At 61.1% G+C, this 18133-nt stretch carries 24 protein-coding genes and 1 pseudogene; 16 read left to right on the top strand and 9 right to left on the bottom strand.

Annotation, left to right across the window (positions count from 1 at the left end):
• Positions 1-28: 28 nt before the first annotated feature.
• The 3 genes and pseudogenes from AC2444_RS31750 to AC2444_RS31740 form a co-directional block, all read right to left on the bottom strand.
• Positions 29-262, bottom strand: coding sequence for a hypothetical protein (locus AC2444_RS31750; RefSeq protein WP_260687292.1), 234 nt, complete (start codon positions 260-262; stop codon positions 29-31).
• Between the two features lie 814 nt (positions 263-1076).
• Positions 1077-1312 (bottom strand): annotated as a pseudogene (locus AC2444_RS31745) (hypothetical protein).
• A gap of 152 nt (positions 1313-1464) precedes the next feature.
• A complete protein-coding gene (locus AC2444_RS31740; RefSeq protein ID WP_012763478.1) occupies positions 1465-1647 on the bottom strand; it encodes a DUF3606 domain-containing protein in 183 nt (60 codons plus the stop codon).
• 68 nt (positions 1648-1715) lie between these two features.
• Here AC2444_RS31740 and AC2444_RS31735 point away from each other — a divergent pair, with 68 nt between their 5' ends.
• The 4 genes from AC2444_RS31735 (at position 1716) to AC2444_RS31720 (ending at position 3978) form a co-directional block, all read left to right on the top strand.
• Positions 1716-1916 (top strand): hypothetical protein, encoded by a 201-nt coding sequence (locus AC2444_RS31735; protein ID WP_128408132.1) that lies wholly within the window; start codon positions 1716-1718, stop codon positions 1914-1916.
• A 61-nt stretch (positions 1917-1977) separates the two neighbouring features.
• A complete protein-coding gene (ku, locus tag AC2444_RS31730) occupies positions 1978-2886 on the top strand; it encodes a non-homologous end joining protein Ku (protein WP_012763479.1) in 909 nt (302 codons plus the stop codon).
• Between the two features lie 11 nt (positions 2887-2897).
• Positions 2898-3710 carry a non-homologous end joining protein Ku gene (ku, locus tag AC2444_RS31725; protein ID WP_128449972.1) on the top strand — a complete coding sequence of 271 codons (813 nt, stop codon included), beginning with the start codon at positions 2898-2900 and terminating at the stop codon, positions 3708-3710.
• Positions 3711-3714: 4 nt separating this feature from the next.
• Positions 3715-3978 (top strand): hypothetical protein, encoded by a 264-nt coding sequence (locus AC2444_RS31720; RefSeq protein ID WP_128449971.1) that lies wholly within the window; start codon positions 3715-3717, stop codon positions 3976-3978.
• A gap of 94 nt (positions 3979-4072) precedes the next feature.
• Here AC2444_RS31720 and AC2444_RS31715 read toward each other — a convergent pair whose 3' ends face one another.
• Positions 4073-4963, bottom strand: a complete 891-nt coding sequence (locus AC2444_RS31715; protein WP_128449970.1) for a LysR family transcriptional regulator — start codon at positions 4961-4963, stop codon at positions 4073-4075.
• A gap of 212 nt (positions 4964-5175) precedes the next feature.
• Here AC2444_RS31715 and AC2444_RS31710 point away from each other — a divergent pair, with 212 nt between their 5' ends.
• The 4 genes from AC2444_RS31710 to AC2444_RS31695 all read left to right on the top strand — a co-directional run bounded on the left by AC2444_RS31710 (position 5176) and on the right by AC2444_RS31695 (position 8182).
• Positions 5176-5421, top strand: coding sequence for a helix-turn-helix domain-containing protein (locus tag AC2444_RS31710; RefSeq protein ID WP_003553687.1), 246 nt, complete (start codon positions 5176-5178; stop codon positions 5419-5421).
• Positions 5422-5721: 300 nt separating this feature from the next.
• Positions 5722-6135 (top strand): very short patch repair endonuclease, encoded by a 414-nt coding sequence (locus tag AC2444_RS31705; RefSeq protein ID WP_003553685.1) that lies wholly within the window; start codon positions 5722-5724, stop codon positions 6133-6135.
• Positions 6135-7316 carry a DNA cytosine methyltransferase gene (locus AC2444_RS31700; RefSeq protein ID WP_128449969.1) on the top strand — a complete coding sequence of 394 codons (1182 nt, stop codon included), beginning with the start codon at positions 6135-6137 and terminating at the stop codon, positions 7314-7316. Before AC2444_RS31705 ends, AC2444_RS31700 begins: the two co-directional genes overlap by 1 nt.
• Positions 7313-8182: a GIY-YIG nuclease family protein gene (locus AC2444_RS31695; RefSeq protein ID WP_245461280.1), complete on the top strand. Its 870-nt coding sequence runs from the start codon at positions 7313-7315 to the stop codon at positions 8180-8182. Before AC2444_RS31700 ends, AC2444_RS31695 begins: the two co-directional genes overlap by 4 nt.
• A 479-nt stretch (positions 8183-8661) precedes the next feature.
• On the opposite strand, the gene AC2444_RS31690 is transcribed toward AC2444_RS31695, so the two are convergent.
• Positions 8662-8844, bottom strand: coding sequence for a hypothetical protein (locus AC2444_RS31690; RefSeq protein WP_003548476.1), 183 nt, complete (start codon positions 8842-8844; stop codon positions 8662-8664).
• Between the two features lie 70 nt (positions 8845-8914).
• Here AC2444_RS31690 and AC2444_RS31685 point away from each other — a divergent pair, with 70 nt between their 5' ends.
• Positions 8915-9556, top strand: coding sequence for an alpha/beta hydrolase family protein (locus AC2444_RS31685; protein WP_128407538.1), 642 nt, complete (start codon positions 8915-8917; stop codon positions 9554-9556).
• On the opposite strand, the gene AC2444_RS31680 is transcribed toward AC2444_RS31685, so the two are convergent.
• Together AC2444_RS31680 and AC2444_RS31675 are read right to left on the bottom strand one after the other, a co-directional pair.
• Entirely contained in the window at positions 9553-10248 is a 696-nt protein-coding gene (locus tag AC2444_RS31680) for an RES family NAD+ phosphorylase (protein ID WP_128449968.1), read from the bottom strand. The two genes, AC2444_RS31685 and AC2444_RS31680, sit on opposite strands and share 4 nt — an antisense overlap.
• Complete coding sequence (locus AC2444_RS31675; RefSeq protein WP_003553677.1) at positions 10245-10766, bottom strand: MbcA/ParS/Xre antitoxin family protein; 522 nt, start codon at positions 10764-10766, stop codon at positions 10245-10247. The genes AC2444_RS31680 and AC2444_RS31675 overlap by 4 nt, the downstream gene beginning before the upstream one ends.
• Before the next feature lie 232 nt (positions 10767-10998).
• Here AC2444_RS31675 and AC2444_RS31670 point away from each other — a divergent pair, with 232 nt between their 5' ends.
• Positions 10999-11577 (top strand): acyloxyacyl hydrolase, encoded by a 579-nt coding sequence (locus AC2444_RS31670; protein ID WP_128449967.1) that lies wholly within the window; start codon positions 10999-11001, stop codon positions 11575-11577.
• Between the two features lie 411 nt (positions 11578-11988).
• Here AC2444_RS31670 and pcaQ read toward each other — a convergent pair whose 3' ends face one another.
• A complete protein-coding gene (pcaQ, locus tag AC2444_RS31665) occupies positions 11989-12906 on the bottom strand; it encodes a pca operon transcription factor PcaQ (RefSeq protein ID WP_128449966.1) in 918 nt (305 codons plus the stop codon).
• Positions 12907-13000: 94 nt separating this feature from the next.
• Between pcaQ and pcaD the strand changes: the two genes are divergently transcribed.
• The 5 genes from pcaD to AC2444_RS31640 all read left to right on the top strand — a co-directional run bounded on the left by pcaD (position 13001) and on the right by AC2444_RS31640 (position 16831).
• Positions 13001-13810, top strand: coding sequence for a 3-oxoadipate enol-lactonase (gene pcaD, locus AC2444_RS31660; protein ID WP_128449965.1), 810 nt, complete (start codon positions 13001-13003; stop codon positions 13808-13810).
• Complete coding sequence (pcaC, locus tag AC2444_RS31655; RefSeq protein WP_128449964.1) at positions 13807-14211, top strand: 4-carboxymuconolactone decarboxylase; 405 nt, start codon at positions 13807-13809, stop codon at positions 14209-14211. Before pcaD ends, pcaC begins: the two co-directional genes overlap by 4 nt.
• A 9-nt stretch (positions 14212-14220) precedes the next feature.
• On the top strand, positions 14221-14970 hold the full coding sequence (pcaH, locus tag AC2444_RS31650; RefSeq protein WP_012763508.1) for a protocatechuate 3,4-dioxygenase subunit beta: 750 nt from the start codon (positions 14221-14223) through the stop codon (positions 14968-14970).
• 2 nt (positions 14971-14972) lie between these two features.
• Positions 14973-15584 (top strand): protocatechuate 3,4-dioxygenase subunit alpha, encoded by a 612-nt coding sequence (gene pcaG, locus AC2444_RS31645; RefSeq protein WP_128449963.1) that lies wholly within the window; start codon positions 14973-14975, stop codon positions 15582-15584.
• A gap of 200 nt (positions 15585-15784) precedes the next feature.
• The gene (locus AC2444_RS31640; RefSeq protein ID WP_128449962.1) at positions 15785-16831 is read left to right on the top strand and encodes a 3-carboxy-cis,cis-muconate cycloisomerase; all 1047 of its coding nucleotides are present in this window, start codon (positions 15785-15787) and stop codon (positions 16829-16831) included.
• Here AC2444_RS31640 and AC2444_RS31635 read toward each other — a convergent pair.
• A complete protein-coding gene (locus AC2444_RS31635) occupies positions 16828-17151 on the bottom strand; it encodes a helix-turn-helix domain-containing protein (RefSeq protein WP_128449961.1) in 324 nt (107 codons plus the stop codon). The genes AC2444_RS31640 and AC2444_RS31635 overlap by 4 nt on opposite strands.
• A gap of 201 nt (positions 17152-17352) precedes the next feature.
• Here AC2444_RS31635 and AC2444_RS31630 point away from each other — a divergent pair, with 201 nt between their 5' ends.
• On the top strand, positions 17353-18120 hold the full coding sequence (locus AC2444_RS31630) for an SDR family oxidoreductase (protein WP_128449960.1): 768 nt from the start codon (positions 17353-17355) through the stop codon (positions 18118-18120).
• Positions 18121-18133 lie beyond the last annotated feature (13 nt).

Raw genomic sequence — 18133 nt, 5'->3', positions numbered from 1 at the left:
GATCGGAGACACTGACGCCCTGCGGGTGTCAGTTCAGGGTATTCGCGTGTTGCTCGCCATGGGTCGACGCTTGGGCGATTTTGGAGAGCTTCGCAAGAACCTCAGGATCGACGAGGTGCGCGACCATCGGATGGATCTTGATGTTGTCTTGCTTCGCAACCTGGTGGAAATTCGTTAGCACCATCGTTGCCAGTTCGCGCGTTGGCGCGATCACGTCGAGCAGCCAAACGATGTCACCACTCTTCCAGTCTTCCGGCTTCAGCCGGACCGGGAACCCACCCGCTTTATTGCGGCGATCGGAACGAACGGCTGAAAACGCGTAGAGATCATTGTCCGGCCGTTCTCATTGAAGGTCTCTTGACCCCTTTGGAGAACACGTTCGCGCCGTCTCAAAGCGACCGCGCCCCCTTCTTCAGACCTCGCAACATTGTGAACCATTAGTAACTTGAAACACGACAAGCAAACCTCATTATCCGACCGATGAATCTGAAGCACTCCATCTCGGCAATCAGTATCGTGGCTTTGGCGGCATGCTCGCATATCGAGCCGCTTGAGACGCCCCTCGCCCAGTCAGCAATCCCGCACCAGTCGCCTTTGACCGATCAAGCGGTGATCGCAGATACGGTGGGTCACAGTGCCGTAGGAGCAACTGCGCTTGCTTGGGCCAACCCATCGACGGGCAGCGCGGGTGTTATCGAGCAGATCGATGCCAGTAACGATGGGCCTGACGGATGTCGCGGTTTTGTGACCAGTCGGAAATCTCTCGACGGCATCACCCGCTTCAACGGCGTGGCCTGTCCGTCTGGGGACAGTTGGAAGCTGGGCGGGCAATAGGGGAGCGCTCGACGTCCGGTCTCGCGTCAACGGCATCTTCGCCGTGCTCTCTTCGGACAGCGATCAGACGCACCCATGTCGATCGCAACGGTCGGCCCCACGACCCGCGGCAGCGAAGCGGCCCATGCAACGGCGCGACAGCGCGAGCACCGAAAAGCTAAGACACCAAGAGTCGCAGCAAGGACTCGTTGAACGGCTAGCAGGTCGTATTCGTCGAGTCCGGTCCGATCTGATCTGGCCTGTCAATGGACTGAGTTCGAAGATGGCGCGTTTACGCGCGTGGCGGCCGGCCCGACGTAAGTGCCGATCAGAACGGTCGCCATCTCCTCTAGCGAGCGACGCCCTCGTTGTAGAGTTCGATGGCGGCATCACACAAAAACGAGGAGACTTGATCGTCCCACTCCACCTCGTAGTACCGATACCATTCACGGACCGCCTTCGACATCAGCAGGTGGTCGTTCTCTATGCACTTGGACATGCTTTACCCCAGACATGGAGGCGGCAGGCTTGCGTGGCTATGACTGCTTCTCGTTACGAGACACCGGCGTCGCCATTATCCCGGATTAGGAAACCCAGGAACACCCACGGGACCTGCCTCCTCCGTGGACGGAGCAACTTCGTTCGGGCCGCCTAACGGCGGTCAATTTCGGCCTCGACCTTCCTCCTTGAGTTTCCAGCGCTCTTCACGGCCTTCTTAACGGCATCTTTCGAGACGCCCTCCTTCTTTGCTTCGTACTTGACCTCGTGATCCTGGCCGCCGGCCACGCGGGCTCGATCCTGCGCGCGGCCTCGGGATGTCGGTGTCTGTGCCATCGGGTTTCTCCTTCAAATGAACGTCCGCAGTAGAAACTCATAACGATTCCGGTGGTTCCCGGGAGATAGTGGATGATGCCGCGCTTGAAGCGGCCGCGGAATTCCCTAAGCTCCCCGGCATGGCGCTGGAGGAATCAGGTTGCTGTGGCTCTCGAACTAAACAATCTCCACCGCTTTCCACTACTGCCGGGCGCAATTCGACTAGCGGAGACGGCGGAATCAATTTGGGAGAGAATTTCCGTAAAGTATTGAAAAATGATTCGTTTTGAGTCGGAACGAATCACCCTGACACGTCTTTGAGTCGCGTATCAGTGATTCGGAGTATTTGTCATGCCGTCAGGACAGCGTGCGCAGTGGAAAGGCTTTCTGAAGTTCGGCGAGGTAAGCTGCGGCGTCGCTCTCTATACGGCAGCCTCGACCAGCGAGCGCATCACCTTCAACACCATCAACAAGGCCACGGGCAACCGCGTCAATCGCATCTTCATAGATAGCGAGACCGAGGATCCGGTGCCGAAGGAAGCCCAGACCAAGGGCTTCGAGATCGAGAACGGCCAGTACCTCATCATCGATCCCGAGGAAATTTCCGCCGCGATCCCCGAGAGCAACAAAACGCTCGAGGTCGAGGCGTTCATCCCCTGCTCCGACGTCGACGACGTCTACTTCGACAAGCCGTACTACCTTACGCCCGACAAGATGGGCGGAGACGCGTTCGCGGCTCTGCGCGATGCGATGAAAAAGTCAATGGTCGCGGCCATTGCCCGCACCGTCCTATTCCGTCGAATGCGTACGGTGCTGATACGGCCGCATGGCAAGGGCCTGATCGCCAGCACGCTCAACTACGACTACGAGGTTCGTTCCTCCGAAAAGGCTTTCGAGGAGATGCCCAAGCTCAAGATCGAGGGCGAGATGCTCGATCTGGCCAAGCACATCATCAGCACCAAGAAGGGCGAGTTCGACCCGGCGACCTTCGACGACCGCTACGAAGCCGCCCTCGCGGATCTGGTGAAGGCGAAGCTGGAAGGCAAGTCGCTTCCGAAGCCGAAGAAGGTGCAGGTCTCGAAGCCAAACGATCTTCTGGCCGCGCTCCGCGAGAGTGCTGGGATGATGAAGGCCGCCGACGATAAACCGAAACGCACTGCGGCCAATGCCAATCAAGGCACTGGCAGGCAGCGCGCCGCGCGCGGAGTGGCTTCGAAAGCCGCCTCTTCCGGGGCCGCTCCGCGGCGCAAGGCCAGCTAGGGGGATAGGTCATGGCTCCGAAATATTACTGGAAAGGCTATCTCAAACTTTCCCTCGTCACCTGCCCCGTGGCCATGACCCCGGCCACCAGCGAAAGCGAGAAGGTTCGCTTCCATACACTCAACAAGGAGACGGGGAACCGCGTCGTCTCGCGGTATATCGATTCCGTCACGGGCAAGCCCGTCAAGGACGAGAACGAAGCCAAGGGCTACGCTCGCGGGGAGAACGACTACGTTATCCTCACGGAGGACGATCTCGATGCCGTCGCGCTCGACACGGTGAAGACGATCGACATCGACAAGTTCGTCCCGGCCGACAGCATCGAGTGGATCTATCTCGAGAAGCCGCATTACCTGATGCCGGACGACGCCGTCGGCAACGAGGCATTCGCGGTGATCAGGGATGCCATGAAGGCCGACAAGGTTTTCGGCGTGTCGAAGCTCGTGATGGGCCGCCGAGAGCGGGCGGTCGTCCTGGAACCGCGCGGCGAAGGCATCGTGCTCTGGACTTTGCGTTTCGGCGACGAGGTTCGGCCGGAAGAGAACTATTTCGAAGACATCGACGAGCAGGCCGATCCGGATCTCATTCCCCTTGTGCAGCAGCTTATTAAGCAAAAGAGCGCGCGTTGGTCTCCGGACATGGTCAGCGATCCCATTCAGGAAAGCCTGCTGAAGCTCGTTGATGAGAAAAAGAAGGCGCTGAAGCCGAAAAAGGCGGCGAAGGGTAAGGCGGCCGAAGCCGCTCCGAAGTCCAATGTGGTCAGCATCATGGACGCGCTCCGCAAGAGCGTCGAGGCAGATCTCAAAGGTAGGAAGTCAGGGTAGTCACATGCACTTGCTGGAAACGAAGATTGTTCACGAGACAGCCGGATGGCGGGTAGACTTTCTCGGCGACGACGGGGAATTGGTGTCGATCAAGGTCGCGGACGGTCATGCTGCAAGCGAAGACGAGGCCATCGAGCGTGCGAAAGAGGTCATGGTGCAGTTGACGGCATATGGCACGCGTGGCGGCGGCCGAAGCATCAACCCGTACGATGCCGCCAGCAATGGAAACTTTGACGACGACGAGCCTTTGCTGGATACCTGGCACTGATCCCGCCCTGAGGGAACCACAGCCTCTCAGGTAACAATAAGGCCGGGCCCCGGCAAGCCATTCCACTTGGGGTCACCACCCGTGGTGCCTCGCCTCACCTGCCCGGCCGCGCCAATGACCGGGCGATATCGACGATGTCGTCGCGCGAGGCGGTTGGATCCTCCTTGTTCCAGGCAACACCGAGCCCGATCCTGAAGTCGATGCCCCTCACCGCCTTCAGCTCGAAGGCCCGGTTCGGCAGGCCCTCGGTCCATTCCGGCGCAAAGCCGATGCCAAGGCCGGCCGAGACCAGCGACACCAGCGAATAGGTGTCGTCGCAGCTATAGGCGATGTTGCGGGTCAGATCGTATTCCTCGAACTTCTCGTTGAAGTACCGCTCGGTGTAGGAGAGGTTCTTGCGATTGAAGGCGATGATCTTCTCCCCGCGCAGATCGTCGATGGCGATCTCCGCCTGCCCGGCCAGCCGGTTGGTGCGGGCCACCGCCAAGAGATAACGCTCATGGGCGATCGAGGAGAAGCGCAACGAGCCGATGTTTTCCACCGGTCTGATGAAGCCGAGATTGATCTGGCCGTTTTCCAGGCCGCGGATGATGTCGCCGGTATTGCCGCTTGATATATGGATGCGGATATCCGGGTACTTGCGGGCGATCTTTCCAAGGAACGCCGGCAGCACGCCGGTGGTCGCCGGATAGACGGTGCCGATCCTGATCTGCCGGATCGTCTTGCCGGCCACCGCCCTGGTGATCTCGGCGGACAGATCGACCTCACTCAGGATCCCGACGCAGCGTTCGTGGAAGATCTCCCCTGCCCTCGTCAGTTCCACCCGCCGGGTCGAGCGGATGAACAGCGCGCACCCGAGTTCCCGCTCCAGCGCCTGCACATGATTGGATAGGGCCGGCTGGGCGATGCGGACCTTGGCGGCTGCCCGGCCGAAATGCAGTTCCTCGGCCACCGCGACGAAGTAGGAGAGCTGGCGTAGTTCCATGTGGAGAGCTCCCCTATCTCACAACCGTGTATGGACTTCACCCAGCGTGACGCCAGACAAAGTTCTGCTATTGTCGGAATCAGCCATGATCCGAGCTCCTGACAGCTTAGGTTGTGGTCAGGCCGTATTCGGTGGCTCAAACACCGGACCCGGCTGATCTGAACCAAAATATTGCACATGAACTAAAAAGTTTCAATGAGAAATCGAAAATAATGAGCGAATTAACCGGGGCTCAGATTCGGGCGGCGAGGGCTCTACTACGATGGACAGCTGAAGATCTTGCTGAGTCGGCCAGCGTAGGGTTGTCGACGATACGGCGTGCTGAAGCGGAGGACGGTCCGCCATCGATCACAGCTGCAAATTCGAAATTAATCCGAATGACACTGGAAAACGCCGGGATTCAGTTCATCACCAGGAACGGTGGGGGAGTGGGCGTTAGGTTTAAAGATCCGAACTGAGAGGAAGCAGAGTGGTTGAAATGCGCCGCACTCGAAATGTGGCATACCTAAGAGGGTATCGTGGGTTGAATCCCACCCTCTCCGCCATTGCTCATAATGCATTTTTTCAACGATTTGCTTAATCGCCGCGATTGCACCCGTCACTCGGGAGCGGTGATCCGTGCCTAGGAACGACAAGGTGGGATAGAACCTCGGCGTGCGGGTTCACTGCCTTGCACTCACTGACGTTATCTCGCTAGTTCGGCAGGTAAAATTTGAAGATCGATTTTGAACGGGCAAGGAGATGAGAGTCGCCGTCGCATGGACAGCCTGACACCAGAAGAACGCAGTATACGAATGGGATTGGTGCGTGGCCGGGACACCAAGCCGGAGATGGTCGTCCGACGCCTCCTCCATCGGATGGGATATCGATATCGCTTGCATGGCAAGGGATTGCCCGGAAAGCCCGATATAGTCTTTGGAAAACGTCGCAAGGTCATTTTCATTCATGGCTGCTTTTGGCATCGTCACGACGATCCCACCTGCCGCCTCGCGCGACTGCCGAAGTCGCGGTTGGAGTTTTGGGAACCGAAATTCGAGGCGACCGTGGCGCGAGATGCCAGGGCGGAAGCCAATCTTCAGGGCCGGGGTTGGCAAGTTTTAGTTGTCTGGGAATGTGAATTGCGGAATAGTGAACCATTAGAGAACAAACTAAGGCAATTCCTGGAGGGATAATGCGGGCAATCGAACTTTTCGCCGGCGCGGGCGGCCTAGGCATGGGGGTGAGCCGCGCTGGTTTCACCCCGCAAGCCGTCGTTGAATGGGATCGCTGGTGCTGCGACACGATCCGCGAGAATCGCGAGAAAGGGATCGCTTCTCTCGCAAGCTGGCCCATGCCGATTGAGGGCGACGTCCGTAGCGTCGACTTCCGCGGGTTCGAGGGCAAGCTTGATCTTGTGACGGGCGGTCCGCCTTGTCAGCCGTTTTCCCTGGGGGGAAAGCACCAGGCTCACGCCGATCGCCGCGATATGTGGCCAGAGGCCGTCCGCGCGGTCCGGGAGACCCGGCCGCGCGCCTTCATCTTCGAGAATGTCAAGGGCCTGACCCGCGAGAGTTTCGCGACCTACGTCTCTCACATCGTGCTGCAAATGACCTACCCGGACATTGTCGCGAAATCCGAGGAGGGCTGGGAAGGTCACCTTCAGCGGCTAGAGCGCCACCATACCAGCCGCCGGCGGGTCGCCGGGCTAGAATACCGCGTCGTGTATCGCGTGCTCAACGCCGCCAACCATGGTGTGCCGCAGCGTCGGGAGCGCGTCGTCTTCGTGGGCTTCCGGTCGGACCTTGATATCAAGTGGGCATTTCCCGCGGAAACTCATTCCCTGGACGCCCTTCTGTGGGACCAGGTTCACGGTGATTATTGGGATCGGCATCGAGTTCGAAAGGCCGATCGGGATATAGGGGACCGCTATCGTCAACGCGTGGCGCGATTGGGTCGGCAGCCGGATACCCTGCCGTGGCGGACCACGCGCGACGCGATCGCCGACCTGCCGGATCCGGAGCGCGAGCCAAAGCAATCCATGACCTACCTCAATCACCGTTTCCAGCCCGGAGCCAGATCATATCCGGGGCATACGGGCAGTCCGCTCGACGAGCCGGCGAAGACGCTCAAGGCGGGCGTCCATGGCGTGCCTGGTGGCGAAAATATGCTGCTGCGTCCCGATGGCAGCGTCCGATATTTCACCGTGCGCGAAAGCGCGCGGCTTCAAACTTTCCCCGACGACTTCCGTTTGCATGGATCATGGTCCGAGGCCATGCGTCAGCTTGGTAATGCCGTGCCGGTTGAGCTAGCGCATGTCGTGGCGTCGAGCGTAAACGCGCATTTGCAGTTCAAGGCTTCCGGAATCGCCGCATGACAGGTTATGTCGAATTTGAGTTCGATCTTCCTGGAGCCCTGCTTGTTCGACTGATCGAAGTTTTGGACGGCTTGGGTGCCGTGCCGTTGAACACCACCAACCTCGCCGCCATTCCGGAAGAACAAGGCGTTTATCAGCTTTTTCTGGACGATCAGCTTGTTTACATCGGCAAAACCGATGCCGACGCCGGCCTTCACAAGCGCCTGTCGCGCCATGCACGCAAGGTGATGCATCGCGTCGGCCTCGACCCTGCTCGTGTAAGCTTTAAGGCGGTGCGCGTGTTCGTGTTTACCGCCGTGGATCTGGAATCTGACCTGATCCGTCATTACGGCGGCGTCAAGGCTATTGATTGGAATGGTAGTGGCTTCGGATCGAACGATCCGGGCCGCGAGCGAGACACAACCAGGGTCGATCCAAGGAACTTCGACGCAAAGTTCCCAATCGACATCGATAGGGAGATGGCGTTCGCCATCGATCAGAATGAGACCGCGGCGAGCGCGCTCGCACGGCTGAAGGATGCCCTGCCTTACACTTTCCGATATCAAGGAAAGGGCGGTGGGGAGCCGAAAACCCCATATGGACCTAGCATCCGTGTCCCTCCCCGCCAAGGGCGGGCCGATGACACCACGAGAGGCGATCAAAAGCATCGTGAGCCACCTGCCCGGTGGGTGGCAAGCCACGGCCTTGCCCGGCTACATTATTCTTTACAAGGAAGAGCGGGAATACCCCCAGGCGGAAGTAATCATTTCACGATAGTGTTTATGGCGGCGCCAGGGGAGGAGTTTGTCGCCCAATGCTCGGCTCCCGCGTCGGAGCCTGCGAATACCGCGTTGTATTTTGTTGTCGATGCGAGCCGTCATCGATGAAGCGGGTTGCCATTAAGAACTGGACGCAGAGCTACGTCACCAGCATTCTCACACCAAGAGAATGGCGATCTAGGAAAACATCCGACCCATCAGGTCTTTCTCAGAAAGCCTAAAAGATCTCCGTCGAGAACGTTGATTGAGAAAATTGTGCGCCTTCAGGCAAAACTCAATCGGTATGACGGAAATCGGTCGAAGAAGCGCACTGAGGTCGCGCGAGGCGGGCTGACGCCTTAAACACCGTTCCCTCCAGACTGGGCGGACAAGGCGAATGCAAGTAGCGGCGATGAGCACAATGGCTGTAGAGCAAAAAGGGCGCTCGACCCTTGCGGGGAGCGCCCTTATCCTGTCGGACAACGAGCAGTTCGACGACGTCGATACCACGCGCATCCATTTTTCAGGCAGGACGGGTATATGGACCCTTTCCTCCGAGGTTTCAAGAGGCGGTTCAACGGTTCCACACGATAATCGACCGCGGTCGATCAGGAGGCGACACCAGTGATCGGATTGACCACGGGTCGTTCGCTTTTGTCCCTGACCCCCGCCGGCTGCACCACCGGCGGCGCCATCGATTCCGCGTCGGCCGGCTCCGGTTTCTCGGGAACGGCCCCGACATCCTTGGGTCGCCGCTGCTCGGGCTTTACGTTTTGATCATTCGTCGACATTGTCTGTCTCCTTTCCAGGAGGAAGTCATGACCATCGACATGGTTCCGGTGATGGGATGGAGGATTACTGATGCTTGACAGGTTTTTGCTGCTGGGGCCCGAGGATGCGCGCTTCACGATCCTTCTCGCGCATGGCGCCGGCGCGCCGATGGATTCGGCATCGATGACATCAGCGGCAAATGCGCTCGCCGGCGTCGGCTTCCGTGTCGCCCGTTTCGAATTCGCCTACATGGCAGCCCGCCGTACCTCGGAAGGTCGTAAACCACCGCCGCGGGCCGAAACACTCAATCCCGAATACGAGGGGGCGATTGCCGAGCTCGGCGCTAGCGGCCCGCTGATCATCGGCGGCAAGTCGATGGGTGGCCGGGTCGCCAGCATGGTGGCCGACGATCTCCATCGTCGAGGAAAGATCGCCGGCCTGCTCTGCCTCGGCTATCCCTTCCATCCGCCCGGCCAGCCTGGGAAGCTGCGCACCGGCCATCTCAGGAGACTGACGACGCCGGCGCTGATCTGCCAGGGAACCCGCGACGAATTCGGTACGCGGGATGAAGTGCCGGGCTACGATCTGTCCGATAGGATCGAGATCCTCTGGCTCGAGGATGGCGACCACGATCTCAAGCCGCGCAAGACGATCTCCGGCTTCTCCACTGCCGACCACCTCGCCACGATGGCGAAGGCGGTGAAGGCATGGGCCGAGCGTCTCCCAGTCTAGGCGTTGCCTCTTGGTCGCCGCCTACTTGCAAGCTTCCTCACATCGATGCGCCGGTCGGTGGCGGAGACCGTGATTTCGAAGTGGTCGACCTGCACCACGTCGCGAATATTGCGCGGCCGGTGAGCGACAATGTTGACGCCGCCTCTCAGCCGGACACTGTCATAGAGGATACCGGCGCCGCCGCTCGAGCGCACCTCTTCTCCCAGCACTTGCGAGGCCGCATAGCTGGTGCCGTCATAGACATCGGGCCTTAGCGTCTGCTCTCCGCGAATATCGAGGTAATCACCAGCTAGATTGGCCGAATAGCTTCGATAGATGCGCGCCATCGTGGTAACTCCGCGCGCGACGGCCTCGCGCCTCAGGTGATGGCCGACCTCCGCGGCGGCTGCTTTCAGATTGTCGGCGGCATACCAGGCGCCGAGATCCGGGCCATTGAAGCGCATTCCGCCGGGTGCGACATGCAGGAACGCCGCCATCACTATACTGGAGTTGGGTGTGCCATAAACCCACTCTGCCTCGGGAAGCCGCCGGATGCGGTCGGCGACAAGACGGTCGTTGGTCCAGCCGACCAACTCCATCACGGCTTCGAGATCGGCCGCCCTCGTCACCGTCTCAAAAAGTCCGATCGGCGGAAATTGCGACGGAATCAGCCGGAACGACGGACGCGGCGCCTCGGCAAAACGATCTCTCACCGGAAGACGATGTCCGCATCTTCGTAAGGCGTGAACGCGTCGTCGAGGATATTTGGCTGCATGTAGAGACCACCTCGCGCGCCATCGAGAAACCGACGGACGGTCATCAACCCGTCCTGGGTCCCGTTGGTCACGATATCAAGCGGCGGGCGGCCGCCGAATACCGGCGCATGATGTGGTGCGCGCAGCCAGGCGACGCCGGCGCGTTCATCGGAAAACAGCACGCCGAGCGCCTGATGGATGCCGAGCACGGCCGAGATCCGGGTCAGCGTATCGACATCGAGCGTGAAGGAGCCGTGCTCGCGCGCCTGCTTGGCCCAATTGTGGTAAGTCGATCGCGAGGGGTAACCCAGCACGAGCAGACGCTGCTCCTCGGTCAGCCCCCAGAGATCGGCGATCGCCAGAAAGGTTCGCAGTGCCGGGGCGCTCAGCCTCTTGCGGTTGACCGGAGCGAACCGCTCAGGTTCCAACCGCTGTTCTTCCCGGCCCTCTCGTTGCACCCTTGGCGCATGCCGCATGATAAGTCTCCTGTCTCGAACTAGACTTAGTCCAGATCTGGTCTTTTTTCAAGCGCATCTGCTCAAACGCCCCTGCTGATGGCCCCGATGGCTCGTATAGTCCAAGCAGCAGCCGGTAGCGGAATATTAGTTGGCAAATCACCACGCCTTTTCCCGCAAAACGTCTTTGCCAACCGTAGCGCCAATGTTACCTCTTCCTTATTCCCGCCCGACGCGAATCAAAGGACAGCAAATGAGGGTCGACTTCGGAACGGTCGCGTTGCGTTTTTTGGGTATGGCATCATTGGCAGCGGCAGCCGCCATCCCGGTCGCGGGCTCGGCGACTGCCGGCGAGCAGATATTCGATGAACTACGCTTCGGCGTCTCGGCCTCGGTACAATCGGGCCATTCCAGAGAAGACGGCGTCTTTCCGGAGATTACCGCTCTCTTCGATCTCTTCGGCTACGATACGGCGGTCGGCTGGCAGCAACAGCTGCTGCATCCTCGTGTGCATCTCGGCACCTCGATCGGCACGTCAGGCGAGGCCACCCAGTTCTTCACCGGATTCACCTGGACGGTCGATTTCAACGAGAAGCTTTTTGCCGAAGCCGGCTTCGGCGGCGTCATTCATACCGGCGAGCTCGACGGCGATGATGACGGCCCGGAACTCGGCTGTCGCGTCCTTTTCCACGAATATCTGGGCGCCGGCTATCGTTTCAACGCCCACTGGAATGTCATGGCCCAGGTCGCCCATTCATCGCACGCCAATCTCTGCGACGGGCCGAACGACGGCATGACGCGCGCCGGCTTGCAGGTCGGCTACAAGTTCTAAGCACAGCTGCTTTTCCCGAGCTGAGTAGTTGCCGGCCCGCAGTTGATGGCGAGCATTTTCCTGCCGCGCGCCGCCCCGACAAAGGCTAAAGAGCGGAACCCGCGCTCAGGGCTTTCGAGAGCTGATGACCATGCAGGCCATCCCGATCGAGCCGGACCTCATCGCACGCCATGGCCTGAAAGCGGACGAGCACCAAGTGCGGCCGCGAACCGACCTTCCGGAGCCTGGTATCTTCTCGCCCTGTGGAACGATCGTCCGGCGTCATTCACCATGACGGCTCGGACGCATTGTTTTGCAGCATGCGCTTTATTCACCCAGACCGAAAGCGTCACGACGAATTTCGCCGTCGCGTCCGTTGCGCGCCGGCCCAGATCCTTATTCTGATCCTCCATCGATCCGACCTTCGCTGCTTCAGGCAACCTCGCCTGCCGCCTCCCGGATCGTCTGCGTCAGGATCGATTGCGGCAGGGACGGCACCGCATCGGCGCGCATCGTCAAGCCGACCGGCCCCTTGGTCTCGCCGGTATCGACCGGCAAAAGCGCCAGCCGCCCGTCGGCGACATCGCCGGCCACGACGCCGTTGGAAATGATCCAGATCGCATCGCTTGCCCTGAGGAACGCGCGGCCGAAGGAATCCGACACCGTCTCGATCTGGTTCGGCAGGCTGGAAACGCCGTTGGCGATGAGGAAATTTTCAACCACCGGCCGGATGATCGAACCCCGCGTCGGCATCAGCACCGTGTAATCGCCGAAGCTGGCAAACGGCGATTGCCGGCCGTCGAGCAGCGGATGGCCGGCGCGCACGGCAAACACCACCTGCTCGGAATAAAGATGTTCGAAGGAAAAGCCCGCCATCTTCTCGGCGCCGGCCAGACGTCCGACGACGAGGTCGAGATCACCGACGCGAAGCTGCTCTAGCAGCACGGCGTTCTCGCCGGTGACGATCTTCACCCGGCTCCAGGTCTTTTCCTTGAGGAAGAGTTCCATCGCCCGCGGCATGATGCGCGATGACACCGTCGGCAGGGCGCCGATCCGGATCGGCGGCGCATCGGAAAACTGCTCCTGCGAGACGGAATCGAGACCCTGACGCAGTGCCGTCAGTGCCGCGCCGGCGTGGCGCAGGAAGACCTCGCCGTAGCGGGTGATCTTGATGCCGCGGCCGTCGCGCTCGAAAACGTCGACACCCAGCACCTGTTCCAGTTCGCGGATCGTCTTGGTGACCGCCGGCTGGCTGACATGGAGCAATTCGGCGGCCTTCATGACGCTCTTCTGCCGCGCCACCTCGACAAAGGTTTGCAGATGGCGGAACTTGACCCGGCTGTCGATCATCGCTCGCATAACTCCACGGTTATCGAAACGCCAATAAATATCATTTTACTTAACCGGATCAACCAGTCAATTTGACCAACAGGAGGAGAGTGACGTGCAATTCGCCCGCATAAACGACGTGACGATCCATTATCAGATCATCGGCGCCCCCGCCGACAGGCCGGTCATCGTCTTCGCCAATTCGCTGGGCACGGATTTCCGCATCTGGCGCGACGTCGTGGTGCGGCTTGCCGGTGAATTCGCCATCGTGCTTTACGACAAGCGCGGCCACGGCCTTTCCGATGTCGGCCAGCTTCCCTCGTCGATCGAGGACCATGCGACGGATCTCGCCGGACTTCTCGATCTGCTGTCGGTCAAGGATGCCGTCATCTGCGGCCTCTCCGTCGGTGGTCTCATCGCCCAGTCGCTCTATCACCGCCGGCCGGACCTGGTCCGCGCGCTGATCCTCTGCGACACCGCCCACAAGATCGGCACGGCCGACAGCTGGAACGCCCGCATCGCCGCCGTCGAGCAAAACGGCATCGGTAGCATCGTCGACGCGGTCATGGAGCGTTGGTTCACGCCCGCCTTCCGCCGGCCCGAAAGCACCGCCTATGCCGGCTATTGCAACATGCTGACGCGCCAGCCGGTCGAAGGCTATCTCGCCGCCTGCGCCGCGATCCGCGATGCCGATTTTACCGAGGTCGCAAAGACGATCAATGTTCCGACGATCTGCATTGTCGGTGACCAGGATGGCTCGACGCCGCCCGATCTCGTGCTTTCGACCGCCAAGCTGATATCGGGCGCCCGCTACGAGGTGATCCCCAATTGCGCGCACATTCCCTGCGTCGAGCAGCCCGACGCGCTGACGGCGATCATCCGCGCCTTCCTCACATCCATTCCGCCTGGAGAAGCCAGCCCATGAATGAAATCGCGTCCACTTCCGAGCGCTATCGCCAGGGCATGGCGACCCGCCGCGCCGTGCTCGGCGACGCCCATGTCGACCGCGCCGCCACCGCGTCGACAGAGTTTGACCGCCCTTTCCAGGAGTTGATCACCGAAGCCGCCTGGGGCCATGTCTGGTCGCGCCCGGCGCTGACGAAGCGCGAGCGCTCGATCGTCACGATCGCTCTACTTGCCGCGCTTGGCCAGGACGACGAGGTCGCCATGCATGTGCGTGCCACCGCCAATACCGGGGCGACCCGCGAGGATATCTGCGAGGCGCTGTTGCATGTGGCGATCTACGCCGGCGTTCCCGCCGCCAATCACGCGATCAAGATCGCAAAGCAGGCTTTTGAACAGATGGACGCCGAAAAGGCGGCCTGAGGGAGGAACATGTCCGAACGACCGAACCGCAAGCCCGAGACCGGCGGCTTCTTCGCCCGCGACCGCGCCTGGCATGCGCCGGCGCTGACGCCTGGCTACAAGACCTCGGTGCTGCGCGCACCGCAGCGCGCGCTGCTGTCGCTCGATGGCACGATTTCCGAGACCACCGGGCCGGTCTTCGGCCATTCGATGATCGGCGAACTCGACAATGACCTGATCCTGAACTACGCGCAGCCCGGCGAAAGTGCGATCGGCGAGCGCATCATCGTCCATGGCCGCGTGCTTGACGAGCGCGCCAAGCCGGTTGCAGGCGCCTTGGTCGAGTTCTGGCAGGCCAATGCCGGCGGCCGCTATCGCCACAAGAAGGAAACCTATCTGGCGGCGATCGACCCGAATTTCGGGGGCTGCGGCCGCGCCATCACCGACGAGGATGGCCGTTATCACTTCCGCACCGTCCGCCCCGGCGCCTATCCCTGGCCGAACGGCATCAACGATTGGCGTCCCGCCCATATCCATTTCTCGATCTTCGGCCATGGCTTTGCCCAGCGCCTGATCACCCAGATGTATTTCGAAGGCGATCCGATGATCTGGAAATGTCCGATCGTCGGCACCATCCCCGACAAGGCGGCGATCGAGCAGCTAATCGCGCCGCTCGACTGGGGCAACACCATCCCGATGGATTCACGCGCCTATAAATTCGATATCGTCCTGCGCGGTCGCCGCTCGACGATGTTCGAAAACAGACCGGAGGGCAACTGACCATGCAGCAGCTCGGCTATCTCAAGGAAACCCCGTCGCAGACGGCGGGCCCCTATGTCCATATCGGCCTGACGCCGAATTTCTGCGACATCTCGGGCGTCTACGACACCGATCTCGGCATCGGGATGGTCAACGACAAGACCCTCGGCGAGCGTATCACCGTCACCGGCCGGATCTTCGATGGCGCCGGCGCGCTGGTGCGCGATGCGGTCATCGAGATCTGGCAGGCCGACAGCGCCGGCCTCTACAACAGCCCGTCGGAAATGCGCGGCGCCGCCGATCCGAATTTCATCGGCTGGGGCCGCTGCCCGACCCGCGCCGAGGACGGCGTCTACAGCTTCGAGACGATCAAGCCCGGCCGTGTCCCCTTCAAGGACGGCCGCGGACAAGCCCCGCACGTCACCTTCTGGATCGTCGCCCGCGGCATCAATATCGGCCTGCACACGCGCATGTATTTCCCGGAAGAGACGGAGGCCAACGCCGCCGACCCATTGCTTTCGCGCATCGAACATCGCGAGCGCGTCGCGACGATGATCGCCACCCGCGATGGCGCGACCTGTCATTTCGACATCCATCTGCAGGGTCCGAAGGAGACGGTGTTTCTCGATATCTGAGGGCGGGCCGCGCAAGTCGCTTGTTCGCAGGGCTCCGTCCAAGTAGCCTCCCGCTCACCCTACCCTTTCCCCGCGGCGGGAGGGACGTGCCACGAGATCACCTGCCCATAAAGCGCGGACGCCGCCTTGAGTCCCCTCTCCCCGCCGGGGAGAAGTGGCGGCAGCCGGATGACGGGCCGCCACCACAAACCGAGACGCTCATGACCGCATCGCCCTTCGACCATCCTTTCCTTTCCGGCCTGCTCGGCGACGACGAAATCGCGCCCTATTTCTCCGCCGAGGCCGATATACGGGCCATGCTCTCCTTCGAGGCCGCCCTCGCCAAGGCTGAAGCGGCTCATGGCCTCATTCCCGCCGAAGCCGCAAGGCGCATCGCCGACACCTGCGCTGCCTTCTCACCCGAGATCTCCAGTCTTCGATCGGCAACGGCAAGGGATGGTGTCGTCGTTCCCGACCTCGTCAAGCAGCTGCGCGCTGACGTCGGCGAGGAAGCGGCCAAGAGCCTGCATCTCGGCGCGACCAGCCAGGACGTCATCGATACCAGCCTGATGATCCGCCTGAAGGCCGTCGTCTTCCTGTTTGCCGGCCGGCTTTCCACCATCGCCGCAGGGCTCGATGCGCTGGACGGCCAGTTCGGCCGGAACCAGTTGATGGGTCATACCCGCATGCAGGCGGCGATCCCGATCACCGTCTCCGATCGCCTCAACGCGTGGCGGGAGCCGCTGACGACCTATCGCGACCGCCTGACCGAGCAGAGCTTTCCCGTCCAGTTCGGTGGTGCGGCCGGCACGCTGGACAAGCTCGGATCGCAGGCCGCAGCCATCCGTGCCTCGCTCGCCCAGGAACTCGGCCTTACCGATGCGCAGCAATGGCAGAGCGGGCGTCTGCCGATCGCCGATATCGCTGGGCTGTTCGCATCGATATCGGGCAGTCTCGGCAAGATGGGCCAGGATATCGCGCTGCTTGCCCAGGCCGGCGGTGAAATCGAAATGTCGGGCGGCGGCACTTCGTCGGCGATGGCGCACAAGCAGAACCCCGTTTCCGCCGAAGTCCTCGTCTCGCTCGCCCGCTCCAACGCCACTCTCCTATCGGGCATCCACCAGTCCTTGGTCCACGAACAGGAACGCTCGGGCGCCGCCTGGACGCTCGAATGGCTGTTGCTGCCGCAAATGACGGTGGCAACCGCCGCCAGCCTGCGGCTGGCCAAGGAGCTGGCGGGAAATATCAAGAGGCTTGGAACGGCCTAGCTCAGAACCTGAAGCCCGTGCTTCTGCACGATCGAGAGCAGCTTCAACGCCATCCCGCTTGGCCTTTTGGCTCCACTTTCCCACTTCTGCACGGTGGATTCGCTGGTATTCAGATATCGGGCGAAAACCGGCTGGCTGACGTGATTGCTTTCCCGCAGTGCCTTGATGGCCTCGGGACCAAGTGCGTGCGGCAAAACCAGACAGCTTTCATCGAAGGACCGCATCGTTTCCTTGTCGATCGTTCCTATTTTATGCATAGCCTTCGCGGACGCGTGGATCGCCTCGAACGCATCGCTCTTGTACTTCATTCTTTTTGCCATGTTCGATCTCCAGGCGCCGCCCTGATCATCGGCCTTGCCTTCCGCAACCTGCCTGATAGCTTTCAATAATTCGGAATTCGATATCCGCGCTTTGCGAGCTGCCTTGGTAACCAGCCGGTTTTAAAAGCCGTTCCGCCATGCCTTTAAGTAGCACCCGGTGCTATGTCCTTCAAGTTGACCTCCTAGAATGAGAGCAGCCTCTTGACCTTCCCCCTCTTCGACCTCTCCGGCCGCCGTGCCCTCGTCACCGGCTCCAGTCAGGGCATCGGCCGCGCATTGGCGGTCGGGCTAGCCGAGCATGGCGCCTCGATCATCATCAACGGCCGCAATGCGCAGAAGGCGGAGGCCGCCGCCGAAGATATCCGTCGCAGCCATCGCCATGCCGTCAGCGCCGCCTTCGACGTCACCGATGCGGAGGCGAGCCGCACCGCCATCGACTATATCGAGGCGGAGATCGGCCCGATCGATATCCTCGTCAACAATGCCGGCATGCAATTCCGCGCACCGCTGGAGAACTTCCCGGTCGACAAATGGGACGAGATCTTCAAGACCAACGTCTCCAGCCTGTTCTATGTCAGTCAGCCGGTCGCCCAGGCGATGATATCGCGCGGCCGCGGCAAGATCATCAACATCGCCTCCGTCCAGGCCGAACTCGCCCGTCCCGGCATTGCGCCCTATACCGCGACAAAGGGCGCGGTGAAGAACCTGACGCGCGGCATGGCGACCGACTGGGCAAAACACGGCTTGCAGGTCAATGCGATCGCGCCCGGCTATTTCCGCACGCCGCTCAACCAGGCGCTTGTCGATGATCCCAAGTTTTCTGGCTGGCTGGAAACCCGCACGCCGGCCGGCCGCTGGGGCGAGGTCAAGGAGCTTGTCGGCGCCGCCGTCTTCCTGGCCTCGGATGCCTCCTCCTTCGTCAACGGCCATATGCTGACCGTCGATGGTGGCATCACCGTCTCGCTCTAGAACAGGATATCGT

The organism is Rhizobium sp. WSM1328, assembly GCF_057653715.1.
Note: the sequence above shows the minus strand (reverse complement) of the source record. Positions and strands in the feature narration are given on the sequence as shown.

Excerpts from the sequence above, each read along its gene's own strand:
- AC2444_RS31740 (WP_012763478.1), bottom strand. The coding sequence starts at position 1,647 with ATGGCACAGACACCGACATCCCGAGGCCGCGCGCAGGATCGAGCCCGC.
- ku (WP_012763479.1), top strand. The coding sequence starts at position 1,978 with ATGCCGTCAGGACAGCGTGCGCAGTGGAAAGGCTTTCTGAAGTTCGGC.
- ku (WP_128449972.1), top strand. The coding sequence starts at position 2,898 with ATGGCTCCGAAATATTACTGGAAAGGCTATCTCAAACTTTCCCTCGTC.
- AC2444_RS31720 (WP_128449971.1), top strand. The coding sequence starts at position 3,715 with ATGCACTTGCTGGAAACGAAGATTGTTCACGAGACAGCCGGATGGCGG.
- AC2444_RS31715 (WP_128449970.1), bottom strand. The coding sequence starts at position 4,963 with ATGGAACTACGCCAGCTCTCCTACTTCGTCGCGGTGGCCGAGGAACTG.
- AC2444_RS31710 (WP_003553687.1), top strand. The coding sequence starts at position 5,176 with ATGAGCGAATTAACCGGGGCTCAGATTCGGGCGGCGAGGGCTCTACTA.
- AC2444_RS31705 (WP_003553685.1), top strand. The coding sequence starts at position 5,722 with ATGGACAGCCTGACACCAGAAGAACGCAGTATACGAATGGGATTGGTG.
- AC2444_RS31700 (WP_128449969.1), top strand. The coding sequence starts at position 6,135 with ATGCGGGCAATCGAACTTTTCGCCGGCGCGGGCGGCCTAGGCATGGGG.
- AC2444_RS31695 (WP_245461280.1), top strand. The coding sequence starts at position 7,313 with ATGACAGGTTATGTCGAATTTGAGTTCGATCTTCCTGGAGCCCTGCTT.
- AC2444_RS31690 (WP_003548476.1), bottom strand. The coding sequence starts at position 8,844 with ATGTCGACGAATGATCAAAACGTAAAGCCCGAGCAGCGGCGACCCAAG.
- AC2444_RS31685 (WP_128407538.1), top strand. The coding sequence starts at position 8,915 with ATGCTTGACAGGTTTTTGCTGCTGGGGCCCGAGGATGCGCGCTTCACG.
- AC2444_RS31675 (WP_003553677.1), bottom strand. The coding sequence starts at position 10,766 with ATGCGGCATGCGCCAAGGGTGCAACGAGAGGGCCGGGAAGAACAGCGG.
- AC2444_RS31670 (WP_128449967.1), top strand. The coding sequence starts at position 10,999 with ATGAGGGTCGACTTCGGAACGGTCGCGTTGCGTTTTTTGGGTATGGCA.
- pcaQ (WP_128449966.1), bottom strand. The coding sequence starts at position 12,906 with ATGATCGACAGCCGGGTCAAGTTCCGCCATCTGCAAACCTTTGTCGAG.
- pcaC (WP_128449964.1), top strand. The coding sequence starts at position 13,807 with ATGAATGAAATCGCGTCCACTTCCGAGCGCTATCGCCAGGGCATGGCG.
- pcaH (WP_012763508.1), top strand. The coding sequence starts at position 14,221 with ATGTCCGAACGACCGAACCGCAAGCCCGAGACCGGCGGCTTCTTCGCC.
- pcaG (WP_128449963.1), top strand. The coding sequence starts at position 14,973 with ATGCAGCAGCTCGGCTATCTCAAGGAAACCCCGTCGCAGACGGCGGGC.
- AC2444_RS31640 (WP_128449962.1), top strand. The coding sequence starts at position 15,785 with ATGACCGCATCGCCCTTCGACCATCCTTTCCTTTCCGGCCTGCTCGGC.
- AC2444_RS31635 (WP_128449961.1), bottom strand. The coding sequence starts at position 17,151 with ATGGCAAAAAGAATGAAGTACAAGAGCGATGCGTTCGAGGCGATCCAC.